Origin of the sequence: Arthrobacter ipis, from assembly GCF_014694315.1 — a bacterium.
Taxonomy (GTDB): Bacteria; Actinomycetota; Actinomycetes; order Actinomycetales; family Micrococcaceae; genus Arthrobacter; species Arthrobacter ipis.
The window spans coordinates 257,715-271,732 of sequence record NZ_JAAOXD010000004.1; the positions used below are offsets into that span (position 1 = coordinate 257,715).

Sequence of the window (14,018 nt, forward strand, 5' to 3'; positions counted from 1 at the left end):
GCGCCACCCATCACTGCTGCGGCGACTCGCCGCCCACTCATTCCGGACGCGGCTTCGCGTCCTTATCAACCGTGTCCAACATCCATAGAAAGGGAGAACTCATGTCCTCCACCGCCACCAAGCACGTCGCCATCATCGGCGGCGGCATTCTGGGCGTCTCCACCGCTGTCCACCTGCTCCGCGAAGGCGCCTCCGTGACGCTGCTGACCGAACGCGGCCTGGCCAGCGAAGCCACCGGCCGTTCGCTGTCCTGGCTCAACTCCGCCGGTGAGCGATCCACGCCCTACCACCAGCTCCGCCTCGCCGGCGTGGACCGGTATCGCACGCTCTTCGCTGCGGATCCCACCCGGGAGTGGCTGCAGTTCGGCGGTGGCCTGATGTGGAACGCCGCCGGGCAGCGGGGGACCACCGAGGCCCGCCACGCCTACGAGAAGTCCATCGGCTACGACTCCAAGCTGCTGGCCCCGGAAGGCATTGCGGCGTTCACGCCCGGCATCGACGCGGGTGCTGTTCCTGAAAACGCCATCTTCAACCCGGGTGAGGGCTGGGTCAGCCTGCCGGACCTGGTGGACTTCCTGATGGAGGAGTTCCACGAGCGCGGCGGCCGGCTGGTGCTGAACGCCGGCAGGTCCTCCGTGGTGGTCGACGGCGGAAGGGCGGTGGGCGTCGAAACCTCGGCTGGCCAGACGTACGACGCCGACGCGGTACTGGTGGCGTGCGGCGCAGCGACACCCGCCGTCGTCGCGCCCCTCGGCGTCGACATCCCCAACGGTTCCCCGGTGTCCATGCTGGTGCTGACCAAGCCGGTGGAGCACGACGTCCGAACGGTGATGAACACGCCGCGCGCCGCCGTGCGGCCTAACCCGGGCGGCACCTTTGCCCTGGACCATGACTGGTACGAGGGGCACATCACGGAGCACGGGGACGGTTCTTTCAGCATCCCGGACGACGTGGTCCAGGAACTCGCCGACGAGGCCTCCAAGCTCATTTCCGGCAACCCTGAGCTGAAGCCCGCGAGTTGGAAGATCGGCTACAAGCCCATCCCGGGCGACGGTGAGCCGGTGCTGGGCGAGCTTGGCCAGGTGCCCGGCTGCTTCGTGGCGTTCACCCACTCCGGAGCCACCCTGGGGCTCGTCGTCGGCGAACTCCTTGCCGGCGAGATCCTGAGCGGTGACAGGCACCCGATGCTATCCACGTTCCGTCCGGCCCGGTTTTCCTGACAAGCCGGTTTTCGGGGCTAGCCAAGCGGAAGCCCCGCACCGCCCGTGAAAGGGCGGTGCGGGGCTTCTTTGGCGAATCCTCCGGGTATCTGGGGTCCCGGAGTGCTTCCCTAAAGCTACCGGCCGGTAACCAGAAGTCAAGGGGCGGTCACAATCACGAGACGGCTATCGGATGGACCCCGCATGTGACGTACGATACGAGTCACAAGTGGTTGCCTTGTACCCGTCGGGTGCTGTTGGGCGCATCTGATGCTGGGGGGCGGATGAAAACAGGCGTGATTCCAAACGGCCATCCACTGGGCCGCGGGAAGGGTCCGCGGCGCACACTGTTGTGGCTCATGTGGGTGCTCCTGGGCCTGTACCTGGCTGGCTTGCTGCTGGACAGCGAGGGGTTCAGTCCGCTTGTGAATGTCTGGATCGGGGTGCCCGCGGCGTGGGCGCCCGCGGCGGTGGCCTGGCTGGCGGCCTACCGGGCCAAGGACCACTGGGCCCTCGCCCTGGCGGCGATGGCGTTGTCTGCGTTTGCGGCGGGGAGCACCTACTACGTGGCCGCGCTCGCGGGGGCCAGCTCCCTGCCCTTCCCGTCGCCTGCGGATACTGGCTACCTGCTGTTTTACCCGCTCGCACTTGGCGGATTGTTCGTCTATTTGCTCCCGCTTCGCCAGCGGCTCGCGCGCTCCGTGCTGCTGGACTCCGTCGTCGGATCACTCGGTGCCGCCTCCATCCTGGTGGTTCTGCTCAGCCCGCTGCTCTCGGCCACCGGCCGGTTTTCCTCACTGGCTACGGCCGTGGCGGTGGCCTACCCTCTCCTGGATCTCATCGTCCTGGCCGTGACCGCCGGAATGGCGGCAGTACCGGGCCTTGCCACGGCCCGTAGCGGGGCTACCCTGATGCTGGGGCTCACGGTGTTCGCCGCCGCTGACGTTGTTTACGCCTCCCGGCTGGCCACGGACGACTACGTCCTCGGCACGCCGCTGGACGCCGGCTGGACGGCGGGTTTGTGCCTCATTGCAACCTGGGCGGACGGGTTCGGCCGGCAGGAGGAGAAAGCCCAGGGTGCCAGTGAAGGCTCGTGGACGCCGGCCGTTCCGATGGTTGCCACCGCCGCGGGGCTCGGGGTCCTGATCGTGGGCACCGGGATCCCGGTGCCGGACCTCGCCGTCGGGCTCGCCGCGGCCACCCTGGTATCCGCGGGCATCCGGACCCAGTTGGCCTTCCGCCAGCTGGTCACCCTCGCCGAGGTGCGCCGGCAGTCCAGGACGGACGAACTGACGGGGCTGCCGAACCGGCGGGCGCTGTACACCGACGCTCCCGCCGTGCTCGAGGCGCGGCAGGGTGCGCCGTGCGCCTTCCTCCTGCTGGATGCGGACAGATTCAAGGAAATCAACGACAGCCTGGGCCACGACGTGGGGGACCGGTTGCTGATCCAGGTCAGCGAACGGCTTCGCCGCTGCCTGGGACCCGATGACCTGATAGCCAGGCTGGGCGGGGACGAGTTCGCCATCCTCCTCCTTGATGCCGGCGAGCACGAGGCCCTGCAGCTCGCCGACCGGCTCCGGGCAGCACTCAGCGAGCCCCTCACGCTGAGGGGCATTGCCCTTCAGGTCGGTGTCAGCGTGGGCATCGCCCTGTTCCCGGAGCAGGGGGAGGACCTGAAGACGCTGCTGCGCAAGGCGGACACGGCCATGTACCGGGCCAAAGCCTCGCGCAGTGGCAGGCACGTGTACGCCAGTGAAGACCACAGTCCGGGGGAGGAGCGGCTGAGGATGCTCCAGGAGCTCCGCGCCGCGCTCATCGAGGACCAGCTCGTGCTGCATTACCAGCCCAAGGTGGACGTGCTCACCGGGGAAGCGAAGGGCGTGGAAGCACTGGTCCGCTGGAACCATCCCCGGCACGGACTGCTTGCCCCCGGTTCGTTCCTCCTGCTGGCAGAGGAGGGCGGGCTCATGAACGCCCTGAATGACCGCGTGCTCACCCTGGCCCTGGATCAGGCAGCCGTCTGGCATTCGCAGGGCAGGCCAATGACCGTGGCTGCAAACCTCTCGGCCAGCTCACTCATCGACGCAGAACTGCCGGACCGGATTGCCGCCATGATCAAGGAGCGGGGCCTCGCGGAGTCGGCCCTGATGGTCGAGATCACCGAGGATTTCATGATGCCGGACCGGGTCCGCGCCAGGGATATCCTGTCCGGGCTGCAGTCCCGCGGCATACGGGTGGCCATTGACGACTTCGGCACGGGCTACAGCTCGCTGGCCTACCTCCGTGACCTCCCCATCAACGAGCTGAAGCTTGACCGCTCCTTCATCGTTTCGATGACAGAGGACCCGCGGGCTGCTGCCCTGGTGGCCTCCACGATCAACCTCGCGCACAGCCTTGGCCTGACGGTGGTAGCCGAAGGGGTGGAGGACGGGGGCGCACTCGACCAGCTGGGCAGCTACGGCTGCGACCAGGCGCAGGGATTCCATATCCTCCGCCCCGTACCTGCCGCCGAGCTGGACGACTGGTTCACCGTGTCTGCGCTGTAGCCTGCGTGTTGTCAGGCCAGGATTTTCTTGTGGAAAAACACGAGGTAGTCGCCCGTGGCGTCCTCGAACCCGAAGTCCTTCCAGTACGCCCGCAGAGCCGATTTAGCCGCGTCATACGCCGGCGAGTCCTCCGGCGGGGACCCTTCACCGGCCGTCGGCGCGGCGTGGACCACCACCAGGTTCACGGACCGGCCAACCGTTTCGACGATGGCGTTGAGCACCGAGTAGCCTGTCCTGCCGCCACGGTACTCCGGGAAAATCTCGAGCGAGGAGACGATCATCAGGTCCCCGCCGTCCTGCAGGTACTCCCTGATCAGGTCCGGACGGTCCATGGTGAGCATCTCCACGGCCTTGGCCATCTCCCGATCGGCCGTGCCGGTGGTGAGGAAGAGATTGATCATGCCGGCTTTGGGAACAACCTGGACGACGGCGGTCCCCAGCTGCCGCACCTCGTCGCCGCCAGGAGTCGGACTTGGACAGCTCACCGCGACTTCCCAGCGCAGCGGATAGTCCGAGGGTTCATGCCCAAGCCCCGGCGTACCGCGGTACCGGAGCTGGTACTCAAAGAACAGCGATTCCGGGTCGATTACGGTCATGGCGCCGTCCTTGAGCTCGCAACGTTGCGTATTAGGGAATTTTAGTCGCCTTTGACGGTGTGGGAAATGGGATCAGCCCCGCAGCCCGCCCAGCCCGCTGATCAGAGCCTCAAGGCCAAGGCTGAAGGCGACGTCGGCCGGCCGTTCATGCCCCTGCTCGGCCAGGCTCCGGACTGCACCCGTGAAGCTGGGCGTCGCCTCGGCCATGGTTCCGGGATCAAAGATGTCCGCCGGCGCCGTGACGTCGTAGGCCGAGCCGAAGATGAAGGACTCCAGCGCGACGATGGAGGAGACGATCCGCTCCTCGGGAAAGCCGGCGTCGCGGAAGCCGGCGCTGACCGTTTCATACATGGCCAGGGTCTGCGGCGCGTCGGTCACGGGCAGCACGGCAATGACCGGAATCAGCGGGGTGTGCTGCGAGAACACGTCGCGGTAGCTCCAGGCCCACGTCCGGACGGCGTCCTCCCACGGGCCGGCACCGAACGGCGAGACGTCCACGAGGGAGGCGAGATGGTCTTCCAGCAGCAGGAGCACGTCCCGCTTGGATTTCACGTGGTTATAGAGGGCCGACGGCGCGACGTTCAGTGAGCGGGCCAGCGCGGCCATGGTCAGGCCGTCGTAACCCTTCTTCTCGATCAGCCGCAGCGCGGCTTCCGTGATGCCGGCCTTGTCCAGCACGCCTCCCACGGGGCGTCCGGCGCGGCGCCGGCTGCCCTGCCCGGCTGCCGCTGAACCGGCTGTTGCTACGGCTGGTGATGCCGGCATGGCTGACCTTTCTCCGGGTGAACGTCCTTTGCATTATTCCATCAGCCTCTTCCGCTCCCTCGCCAAAGGCTCTATAGTTTCTTTATAAATGAATGGCATTCATTTAGTGGTTCGCATCACTCGCGCAGCCACAGAGAGAGGACATCATGCTGAATCTTGACCGCGACGTAGTGATCGTCGGCGCCGGCCCCTCCGGCCTCACCGCTGCCCGTGAACTGAAAAAAGCCGGCCTGACCGTCGCCGTGCTGGAAGCCCGCGACCGCGTGGGCGGCCGGACCTGGACCGACACCGTAGACGGAGCCATGCTCGAGATCGGCGGCCAGTGGGTATCGCCGGACCAGACCGCACTGCTGGCCCTGCTGGAGGAGCTCGGCCTGAAAACGTACTCCCGCTACCGTGAAGGCGAGTCCGTCTACGTCGGGTCGGACGGCGCGCCGGTCCGCTACACCGGGGACATGTTTCCCGTCAGCGCCACCACGGCTGCCGAGATGGACAAGCTCATCGCACTGCTGGATGAACTGGCGGCCGAGGTCGGTGCCACCGAACCGTGGGCGCACCCCAAGGCTCGGGAGCTGGACACCATCTCCTTCCACCACTGGCTGCGCCAGAACTCCCCGGACGAGGAGGCCTGCAACAACATCGGGCTTTTCATCGCCGGCGGCATGCTCACCAAGCCGGCGCACGCGTTCTCCGCCCTGCAGGCCGTCCTGATGGCCGCCTCCGCGGGTTCCTTCTCCCACCTCACGGATGAGGACTTCATCCTGGACAAACGGGTTATCGGCGGGATGCAGCAGGTCTCGCTGCTGCAGGCAGCGGAACTTGGGGCCGACGTCATCCTTAACAGCCCGGTGCGAACCATCAACTGGGAGGCCGACGGCGAAAACGGTCACCGCGTCACCGTGGTCTCTGACCGGGCCACGGTGAACGCGCGCTTCGTGATCATGGCCGTGCCGCCCAACCTGTACTCGCGGGTCTCCTTCAACCCTCCGCTGCCGCGCCGCCAGCACCAGATGCACCAGCACCAGTCGCTGGGCCTCGTCATCAAGGTCCATGCCGTCTACAGCACGCCCTTCTGGCGCGAGGACGGGCTCTCCGGAACGGGGTTCGGCGCTGGCTCGCTGGTCCAGGAGGTCTACGACAACACCAACCACGGCGACACCCGCGGAACGCTCGTGGGCTTCATCTCCGACGAAAAGGCCGACGCCGTCTTCGAGCTGAGTGCCGAGGACCGCAAGAAGGCCATCCTGGAATCGATCGCCGGCTTCCTGGGGGACAAGGCCCTCGAGCCTGAGGTGTACTACGAGTCCGACTGGGGTTCCGAGGAGTGGACGCGCGGCGCCTACGCCGCGAGCTACGACCTCGGCGGGCTGCACCGGTACGGCAAGGACCAGCACGCAGCTGTCGGCCCCATCTACTGGTGCTCCTCCGACCTCGCCGCCGAAGGCTACCAGCACGTGGACGGGGCGGTCCGCATGGGCCAGTTCACCGCAGCCCGCATCGCCGCCGCTGCGGCGTCCGCCGAAGCGCAGAGTGAGCCTGAACTGGCGAACGCAACGGCCGCCGTCGGCTAACAGCGCAGCCGCGCATTTTCCCATTCAACGATGAATGACAAAGAGGCAATCCCATGAGTACAAAAGCTGCAGTCACCCCGGACGCGCACAAGAGCCTGAGTGAAAAGGGCCTCAAGGCCGGGTCCGTCGGGCTGATCGGGGCCGTGGTGATCGGGGTGTCCTGCATCGCGCCGGCGTACACGCTCACCGCAGCCCTGGGCCCCACCGTGTCCGAGGTGGGCGTGCACCTGCCGGCGGTCTTCCTCGTGGGATTCATCCCCATGCTGCTGGTGGCGCTGGGCTACCGGGAGCTGAACAACGCAATGCCCGACGCCGGAACCTCCTTCACGTGGGCAACGCGCGCCTTTGGTCCGTGGATTGGCTGGATGGGAGGGTGGGGGCTGATCGCCGCCACCATCATCGTGCTGTCCAACCTGGCGGCGGTCGCCGTCGACTTCTTCTATCTGATGCTCGCCCAGCTGCTCGGCAAACCCGGGATCGCTGAGCTGTCACAGAATCTGCCGCTGAACATCGCCACCACACTGGTGTTCATTGCGGCGGCGTGCTGGATCTCCTACCGCGGCATGGAAACCACCAAGGGCGTCCAGTACGTCCTGGTGGGGTTCCAGCTGCTGGTGCTGGGGTGGTTCGCCGTCTCCGCGTTCGTGCACGTAGCCAACGGAACCGCCTTCGACGCCACGGCCGTCTCGCCGGATTGGTTCAACCCCTTCGCCGTGGACTCCTTCTCAGCCTTCGCGGCCGGGGTGTCACTGTCGATCTTCATCTACTGGGGCTGGGACGTGACCCTGACCATGAATGAGGAGACGCGGAACCCGGAGAAGACCCCCGGGCGGGCGGCGACCGTGACCGTCGTCGTCATCGTGGCCATCTACATGACGGCTGCGCTGGCCACCCTGTCCTTTGCGGGCGTGGGGGAGGCCGGTCTGGGCACCGGCAACCCGGACAACCAGTCCAGCATCTTCGCGGTCCTGTCCGGGCCGGTCATGGGGCCGTTCGCCATCCTGATGTCGCTGGCCATCCTGAGCAGTTCCGCGGCGTCACTGCAGTCCGTTCGTCTCCCCGGCCCGGACGCTGCTGGCCATGGGCCACTACAAAGCCCTGCCCGGGAGGTTCGGCAAGGTCAGCCCCACCTTCAAGTCACCGAGCTACGCCACGATTGCGGCGGCTGTTGCCGCGGCGGCGTTCTACGTCATCACCCGGACCACGTCGGAGAACGCGCTGTGGGACACCATCACGGCGCTGGGCATGATGATCTGCTTTTACTACGGGATCACGGCGCTGGCGTGTGTCTGGTTCTTCCGTGCCATGGCGTTCAGCAGCGCCCGGGCGTTCCTCTTCAAGTTCCTGGCTCCGCTGCTGGGCGGGGTGATCCTGCTGGTGATGTTCGTCAAAACCGCGTACGACTCCATGGACCCGGAGTACGGTTCCGGTTCGTCGGTGGGCGGCGTGGGCATGGTGTTCATCCTGGGCATGGGCGTCATCCTGCTCGGCGTGGTGAGCATGCTGGTGATGGCCCGGATCCGGCCCGAGTTCTTCAAGGGCAAGGTGCTGGCGCGGGGGCTCTGACTGGAAACTAAGCACACTTATCAATAGGCTGGCTGTTAGGGCATTGACCCGGTCCAACTGAACGTACTGAGAACGTACTCGAGCAGAACGAGGTGACAGCATGACGGACACGGAAAGCATCAGCAAGGTCACGGACATCATCAACGATTCCCACATCGGAATGTTCACCACCATCAATGAAGAAGGCGCCCTGGTCAGCCGGCCGCTGGCTGTCCAGGACGTGAAGGACGACGGCGACATGTGGTTCTTCACCGGGGAGCGAACCTCCCAGGTGGCCCACGTAACTGCCGACGCCAGGGTCAACGTGTCCTTCGGCAAACGGACCGAGTGGGTCTCGGTCGCCGGGACCGCCGAGGTGGTGCGCGACCGGGCCAAGATACGCGAACTGTGGAACCAGTCCGTCGACGCCTGGTTCCCGGACGGGCCGGACACCCCCGAGGTGGTCCTGCTGCGCGTGGACTCCGACTCCGCCGAGTACTGGACCAGTCCCGGCGGTACCGCGGCGACGGTCCTGCAGTGGGTCAAGTCGAGGGTCACCCACAGCCGGATGAGCGTCGGTGAAAGCGGCACTGTGGAGCTGTAGCTCCGCTGCCAACAGCAACCGTGGCCTCCGCCCACAGGGAACCCTGCGGGCGGGGCCCACCGCGTTGCTGCTTCTACGCCTCCCTGACCTCGTACGTCAGATGCAGGAGTAGTCGTAGTCGAAGCCGCCGGAGACGTATTGGGTGAGCGAGACCTTGCCGCCGCCGGTCAACGCTGCGCTCGAGCAGTTGCGGCTGGCCGCAGTCAGGGTTCGTGCCCCGGCCAGCCAGCTGGGGAGCGTATACAGCGGGCTGGTGGACGGGACAGTGCCGGCGATCTGCGACCACTGGGCGGCGGTGGAGTAGATGCCTGTTTTCGCGTTGATGCTGCCGAAGAAGGCCACCATTCCCTCCAGGTCCGCGCGGTTGGACACCTTGTCTCCGGACCATGAGTTGCCGGTTTCAACATCCAGCCACCAGGTGTAGCTGGACGGGCTGCTGATGCCGCGGATGTTCGCGTCGTCGTAGGCCTTGGCCCAGCCGTACATGTAGGAACAGGCCGGACCGACGTCCTTCGCTTTGCAGTCGCCGTAGGGGTTGAAGACCTTGGTTCCGGCGTACGTGTTGCTCGTGGGCCACCAGCTGCCGGCCAGCCCAGGGTTGGCGGTGTTGACGTACAGCTGCACCTTGGGCTGTCCTGTGGTGCCCGACGAGGACCCCGCCCAGGTCAGCTCTGTGGCCAGGCACGGGTTTGTGGTGTTTGCGAGGCCGTTGTTGACTCCCACGATGCCGAAAGCCGGTCCTTTCGGCAGGGCCTTGCCGCACTGGGGCCACGACACATCATTGCCTACGCCCGCGCTGGCAGCCCGGGCAGGGACGGCCGGAAGCATCAGCAGCACGGCGGCGGCCAGCGCCGGAAGCCATCGGAATTTTAACAGGGCAGATCGAGTAGCGGACATCATCGGCCTTCCTCGCGCGGTGACAGAACGAAGAAACAAGCATCGGTTCCACGGGCTGCCGGGGTCAAGAGGCTGCCAGGCCGGCCTGTCTTTCAGCGGCCGCCCTTTTGGGTGTAGTCGGCCGCGTCGTAATGCAATCGCAGGGCAGTAATGTTGCCGTCACTGATGCTGAAGAATTCGGCGAATCGCACTGTCCCGCCGGGCATCCGGGCATCGTAAAGGATCGCCGATCCGTTTAATCCGTGGACTTCCTGGATGACGCTAATGGCTGTCACGCTGCCGATAAACCCTTGACCCCTTGGCAAAAGCCTTCCGCACCTGCGCGTTTGCCGGCCAGGGGCCCTTCAAACTCCAGATCGTCCGCGAGGAGCGTCCGGAATTCGCCGGCCGGATCGTAGGTCCCCATTCCTGCACCAAGGATCCGGTAGTAGGCCTGAAGCGCTCCGGGCGCGTCGTCGCTAAGCGTGGTCACTGCTGCTCCTTTGACGCCTGCCAGGAGACAGGCAGCTCCTTGACTCCGTAAATGATGGTGCTGTCCATCCGTTCGAGGTGGGCTCCCGGGGTGAGGGTGAGTCCGGGGAGCCGGTCCAGAATGCCCTGCAGCGCGATCCTGGCTTCGAGCCTGGCCAGCGGGGCGCCGAGGCAGAAGTGGATGCCGTGGCCGAAGGCGAGATGCCGGTTTGGTGTCCGGTGGATGTCGAACTGTTCCGGCCGGTGGAACTGCCGCTCATCGCGGTTGGCTGAACCGATCCAGGCAACCAGCGGGGCGCCGGCCGGTACCTGGACGTCACCCAGCGTGGTGTCAGCAGCCGTCACGCGGTACATCGACTGGACGGGTGAGCGGTAGCGCAGCACTTCTTCTACGGCGTGGGAGAGCAGGGACGGCTCGGCGCGGAGCCGTTCCATCGTCCCGGGCTGTTCGGTGAAACTGAGGACCGCGTTGCCGATCAGGTTGGTGGTGGTTTCGTTGCCGGCCACGAGCAGGAGGCTGCAGAAACCGAGCAGTTCGGCCACGCTCAGCTTCTGCCCGTCGATCTCGGCCGCGAGCAGGTTGCTGATCAGATCAGTTCCGGGCTGGCGCCTGCGGCGTTCGATGAGGGCCAGGAAGTACTCGGTCATTTCCCGGTTGGTGGCGCTGTGGTCGGCGTTCTGGGCGCCGGTCTGCGTCTGGCTGACGATCACATCGGACCAGTGCTTGAAGCGGCTGCGGTCCTCGGCGGGGATGCCCATGAGCTCCGCGATCACGATTACCGGAAGCGGGTAGGCCAACTCGTCGATGAGGTCGGCCGATCCTTTGGAAGCGATCCCGTCCAGCAGCTCCTCCGTCAGGCTCGAGATCCGCGGTGCAAGGGCCTCCACTGCTTTCGGGGTGAACGCCTGGGTCACGAGGGAGCGCAACTGCCGGTGCCGGGGCGGGTCGGCGGTGATCAGGCTCGCCGCGAACAGCTGGCCCGTCTCGGATGGATCGTCGCCTCCCATCCTCGACGAGAACGTCCCGTGTTCGGACAACACCCGCTGGACGTCGTCGTACCTGAAGACCTGCCAGCTTCCGGATGCCTCGTCCCGGAACACGGGGGCGGACTCCCGCATCTTTTCGTACTGCGGGAAGGGATCCAGCGAAGGCCCGTCACTGTTCATGGAGTCCATGGCAGAGTTTATTCCGGGAATGCGCCAGCCGTCAGTAGCTGGGCAGGACTCAGCCAAACAGCCAGGCGGCCCCCAGAAGCAGGGGGATTGCCAAAGCCGAGGTAATGACGGCCGTGGATTGCGCGAGGTTCTGGCCCACGCCGTACCGGACAGCGTAAAGAACCACGTTCTGCCCGGTGGGAAGGATCGCGCAGGCCGTGACAACGAAGGTGCTGAAGGTATCGAGGTGGAACACAAACACGGCCAGCAGCCACGCGAGAGCCGGCTGGACGGCCGACTTGAGAATGACCGCGAACAGCGTGGGGACGCGGTCCACCGAGTCTTGGCGCGGTGAGAGGCCGTGGAGCGACATGCCGAAGATGATCAGCATCAGCGGGACCGTCAGCTGGGCCACCAGCTTCAGGGGATCCAGCACCAGGGCAGGAAGCTGAATCCCGGCCGCGCTGACGATGACGCCGAGGATGGCCGCCACCGTGACGGGGTTGCGCAGGGGAGTGGACAGGATGCTCCACACAGACGTCCTTTTCCCCTCAGGATCGGTCAGGTCCAGGATGGTCAGCGCAACCGGGGTTACCAGCGCCAGTTGGAACAGCATGATCGGCGTGACGAACGTGGCACTGCCGAGAATGTACAGGGACAGCGGAACGCCGAGGTTCGTGGAATTGACGATTCCCGTGGCCAGCGCGCCGACGGTGGTGCGCCGGACGCCCCACCTGCCGATTGCCCCGCTGAGCGCGAACAGCGCCATGCAGCAAAGTGCGGTGACAACGGAGATGAGGCCTGTCTGGCTGAGGACTTCGGAGATATGCCGGGAAGCGATGGTGGAAAACATCAGGCTTGGCAGCCCGGCCATGAAGGTCAGGGTGGACAGCACCTTCGTCCCGTGCGGCCCAAGGGCGTTTGTCCGGGCCAAAATGTAGCCGACGAGCAGGACCATGCCCACCACAAAGAATCCCTTTAAGACTCCATCCAAGCCGCTGTCCTCGCTGCTCTGTTTCCGCCTTACGACGCCGGATGGTCGGGGCTTATCTAAGACTATAGTGTTATTTAGCGCTGGTTGGTGTTAGGAAAGGCGTGCGGCCCAGGGTGGCCGGTCAGTCTTCCGTGCTGCGCAATCCCTGAATGGCGCTCCAGTAGAGGCGGCTGCACCGCTGCACGAGTTGCTCGTCAGGCATGCTTGCCACCGCCCGGAAATCCATGATCTCCCTGGAGTTGAACATGGCATTGAAGAGGGAAAGCGCGTAAGGAAGCTGGTCCCCGTCGATGTTGGCTTCCTCGAGCAACTCCCGGACGGGTGGCCCCCATACACGTTCCAGTGCATGGGCGTGGGGTTCGCCGGCCTGCAGTCTGGTGAGGAACCCTTCGCGGGAACGGACAAGAACCATGGCGGGTCCGTACTCGGCCACGACCTTGAGCCATTGCGCCATGGTGTCCTTGAAGAGCTCCATTCCGGTACTTTCCAGGCTATTCGTCGACTCGTAAAGCTCGTCAATGACGCTCAGCATGAACTTGCGGTGAAGCTCATCGAGCGTTGGAAAGTACCGGTAGGCCGTGGCAAGGGAGAGGCCCGCGCGTTCTGCCACGGCGGGCATAGTTGCCGAGTCCGGGTTTTCGCGGAGAAGCTCGCCGACAGCTACCACGAGTTCCTGCTGGTTGCGGATCGAATCCTGCCGGAGGCGGCGCTGCCGCGGCGCGGCTTCTGGCTTCACGTCGTGCCCCTCCATCGGTTGACGTCGATCAGTGCTCTGTTTAGACGATAGTCCAGCGTTCGCGCACCCAGAAAAGACGGGTTCCCCGCCAAATCGCGGGAACCCGTCCTTTCGGTACTGCGGCCAAGCCGGAGCCGGTTCCACCTAGACCTCGCTACAGACCGAGGCCCCCCAGCTTGTCCCCCAACCCACCGGGAAGCTTGCCGAGCAGGTCTGCAGGATTGATGCCGAGCTTGGAGAGCAGCCCTGCGTGCTGGTCGGTGTCCACCTGGTCCGGCAGCTCATTTTCGGCCTGGGCGGCCTTGTCGTTGTCGCCTCGGGACTTGAGGAATTCGAGGATCTGGGACTTGTCGATCTGCATGGTGTTCTCCTTTGCGATTTCGGGAACTGCTAAGGGTGCTTACTACCTTCGCCGAAAAAGGCATGCCGAACAAGTGCCGGGCAGGAACCTGTGACCGAGGAACCGCAGACTAGGCCGGCCGGCTCCCGACGGCTGAAGCCAGGGACGCCAGGCCCTTCTCGAAGTCGCCGCCCACCATCTTGTCCATGTTCATGAACAGCGCAAAGACCTTGCCGATGCCCTTGTGCTCGCCCACCATGGTCCAGGTGACCCGGGTTCCTCCACCCTCCGGAGCGAACGTAAAGGCAGTGGGGTTGACTGCGTGGAAAGGCTTGGTGAACTCGAGCCGGATTCGAACGACGTCCGCTTCCTTCGACTCGACGATCTCCATGGTGCCGGCACCTGCTTTGCGGTTGCCGCTCCAGGCATACTTGGCACCGACGCCGGCTTCCGCGCCGGAGTAGGTCCGCTTCATGTCCGGGTCCACGGACTCCCAAGGCGACCACTTGGGCCACCCGCGGAAGCTGTTGACCAGCGGAAACACGTCCTTGGCCGGGGCGGGGATGACAGTGCTGCGCGTGACTGAGTACGTTGACATG

General features: G+C 65.5%; 14 protein-coding genes and 1 pseudogene. 5 read left to right on the forward strand and 10 right to left on the reverse strand.

The genetic code is table 11. The annotated features are described in order from the left end of the window. Window positions 1-101 precede the first annotated feature (101 nt). Window positions 102-1,220: an NAD(P)/FAD-dependent oxidoreductase gene (locus G9E11_RS13145; RefSeq protein ID WP_190606404.1), complete on the forward strand. Its 1,119-nt coding sequence runs from the start codon at window positions 102-104 to the stop codon at window positions 1,218-1,220. A 275-nt stretch (window positions 1,221-1,495) separates the two neighbouring features. Beyond that, window positions 1,496-3,745 (forward strand): putative bifunctional diguanylate cyclase/phosphodiesterase, encoded by a 2,250-nt coding sequence (locus G9E11_RS21535; protein WP_190606406.1) that lies wholly within the window; start codon window positions 1,496-1,498, stop codon window positions 3,743-3,745. A gap of 11 nt (window positions 3,746-3,756) precedes the next feature. Here the strand turns inward: G9E11_RS21535 and G9E11_RS13155 are convergent, their stop codons facing one another. Together G9E11_RS13155 and G9E11_RS13160 are read right to left on the reverse strand one after the other, a co-directional pair. After that, on the reverse strand, window positions 3,757-4,341 hold the full coding sequence (locus G9E11_RS13155; RefSeq protein WP_190606409.1) for a hypothetical protein: 585 nt from the start codon (window positions 4,339-4,341) through the stop codon (window positions 3,757-3,759). Window positions 4,342-4,413: 72 nt separating this feature from the next. Beyond that, entirely contained in the window at window positions 4,414-5,106 is a 693-nt protein-coding gene (locus G9E11_RS13160) for a TetR/AcrR family transcriptional regulator (RefSeq protein WP_190606411.1), read from the reverse strand. A gap of 146 nt (window positions 5,107-5,252) precedes the next feature. Here G9E11_RS13160 and G9E11_RS13165 point away from each other — a divergent pair, with 146 nt between their 5' ends. From G9E11_RS13165 to G9E11_RS13175, 3 genes and pseudogenes are all read left to right on the forward strand, one after another. Beyond that, window positions 5,253-6,677 (forward strand): flavin monoamine oxidase family protein, encoded by a 1,425-nt coding sequence (locus G9E11_RS13165; protein WP_190606413.1) that lies wholly within the window; start codon window positions 5,253-5,255, stop codon window positions 6,675-6,677. Between the two features lie 53 nt (window positions 6,678-6,730). Next, a pseudogene (locus G9E11_RS13170) lies at window positions 6,731-8,243 on the forward strand (APC family permease). A gap of 100 nt (window positions 8,244-8,343) precedes the next feature. Next, on the forward strand, window positions 8,344-8,826 hold the full coding sequence (locus tag G9E11_RS13175) for a pyridoxamine 5'-phosphate oxidase family protein (protein ID WP_190606416.1): 483 nt from the start codon (window positions 8,344-8,346) through the stop codon (window positions 8,824-8,826). A gap of 96 nt (window positions 8,827-8,922) precedes the next feature. On the opposite strand, the gene G9E11_RS13180 is transcribed toward G9E11_RS13175, so the two are convergent. The 8 genes from G9E11_RS13180 to G9E11_RS13210 all read right to left on the reverse strand — a co-directional run bounded on the left by G9E11_RS13180 (window position 8,923) and on the right by G9E11_RS13210 (window position 14,017). After that, the gene (locus G9E11_RS13180; RefSeq protein ID WP_190606418.1) at window positions 8,923-9,726 is read right to left on the reverse strand and encodes a glycoside hydrolase family 25 domain-containing protein; all 804 of its coding nucleotides are present in this window, start codon (window positions 9,724-9,726) and stop codon (window positions 8,923-8,925) included. A gap of 89 nt (window positions 9,727-9,815) precedes the next feature. Continuing rightward, the gene (locus G9E11_RS21135; protein ID WP_246468926.1) at window positions 9,816-9,998 is read right to left on the reverse strand and encodes a hypothetical protein; all 183 of its coding nucleotides are present in this window, start codon (window positions 9,996-9,998) and stop codon (window positions 9,816-9,818) included. Beyond that, window positions 9,995-10,195 carry a hypothetical protein gene (locus G9E11_RS21140; protein WP_246468927.1) on the reverse strand — a complete coding sequence of 67 codons (201 nt, stop codon included), beginning with the start codon at window positions 10,193-10,195 and terminating at the stop codon, window positions 9,995-9,997. Before G9E11_RS21140 ends, G9E11_RS21135 begins: the two co-directional genes overlap by 4 nt. Continuing rightward, on the reverse strand, window positions 10,192-11,370 hold the full coding sequence (locus G9E11_RS13190) for a cytochrome P450 (RefSeq protein WP_190606420.1): 1,179 nt from the start codon (window positions 11,368-11,370) through the stop codon (window positions 10,192-10,194). Before G9E11_RS13190 ends, G9E11_RS21140 begins: the two co-directional genes overlap by 4 nt. Before the next feature lie 49 nt (window positions 11,371-11,419). After that, window positions 11,420-12,343, reverse strand: coding sequence for an AEC family transporter (locus G9E11_RS13195; protein ID WP_190606422.1), 924 nt, complete (start codon window positions 12,341-12,343; stop codon window positions 11,420-11,422). A 121-nt stretch (window positions 12,344-12,464) separates the two neighbouring features. Continuing rightward, a complete protein-coding gene (locus G9E11_RS13200) occupies window positions 12,465-13,079 on the reverse strand; it encodes a TetR/AcrR family transcriptional regulator (protein WP_311764370.1) in 615 nt (204 codons plus the stop codon). Between the two features lie 154 nt (window positions 13,080-13,233). Next, window positions 13,234-13,440, reverse strand: coding sequence for a hypothetical protein (locus G9E11_RS13205; RefSeq protein WP_102971447.1), 207 nt, complete (start codon window positions 13,438-13,440; stop codon window positions 13,234-13,236). A 109-nt stretch (window positions 13,441-13,549) separates the two neighbouring features. Further along, window positions 13,550-14,017, reverse strand: coding sequence for an SRPBCC family protein (locus G9E11_RS13210; protein ID WP_190606424.1), 468 nt, complete (start codon window positions 14,015-14,017; stop codon window positions 13,550-13,552). Window position 14,018 lies beyond the last annotated feature (1 nt).

Excerpts from the sequence above, each read along its gene's own strand:
- G9E11_RS13145 (WP_190606404.1), top strand. The coding sequence starts at position 102 with ATGTCCTCCACCGCCACCAAGCACGTCGCCATCATCGGCGGCGGCATT.
- G9E11_RS13155 (WP_190606409.1), bottom strand. The coding sequence starts at position 4,341 with ATGACCGTAATCGACCCGGAATCGCTGTTCTTTGAGTACCAGCTCCGG.
- G9E11_RS13160 (WP_190606411.1), bottom strand. The coding sequence starts at position 5,106 with ATGCCGGCATCACCAGCCGTAGCAACAGCCGGTTCAGCGGCAGCCGGG.
- G9E11_RS13165 (WP_190606413.1), top strand. The coding sequence starts at position 5,253 with ATGCTGAATCTTGACCGCGACGTAGTGATCGTCGGCGCCGGCCCCTCC.
- G9E11_RS13175 (WP_190606416.1), top strand. The coding sequence starts at position 8,344 with ATGACGGACACGGAAAGCATCAGCAAGGTCACGGACATCATCAACGAT.
- G9E11_RS13180 (WP_190606418.1), bottom strand. The coding sequence starts at position 9,726 with ATGATGTCCGCTACTCGATCTGCCCTGTTAAAATTCCGATGGCTTCCG.
- G9E11_RS13190 (WP_190606420.1), bottom strand. The coding sequence starts at position 11,370 with ATGGACTCCATGAACAGTGACGGGCCTTCGCTGGATCCCTTCCCGCAG.
- G9E11_RS13205 (WP_102971447.1), bottom strand. The coding sequence starts at position 13,440 with ATGCAGATCGACAAGTCCCAGATCCTCGAATTCCTCAAGTCCCGAGGC.
- G9E11_RS13210 (WP_190606424.1), bottom strand. The coding sequence starts at position 14,017 with ATGTCAACGTACTCAGTCACGCGCAGCACTGTCATCCCCGCCCCGGCC.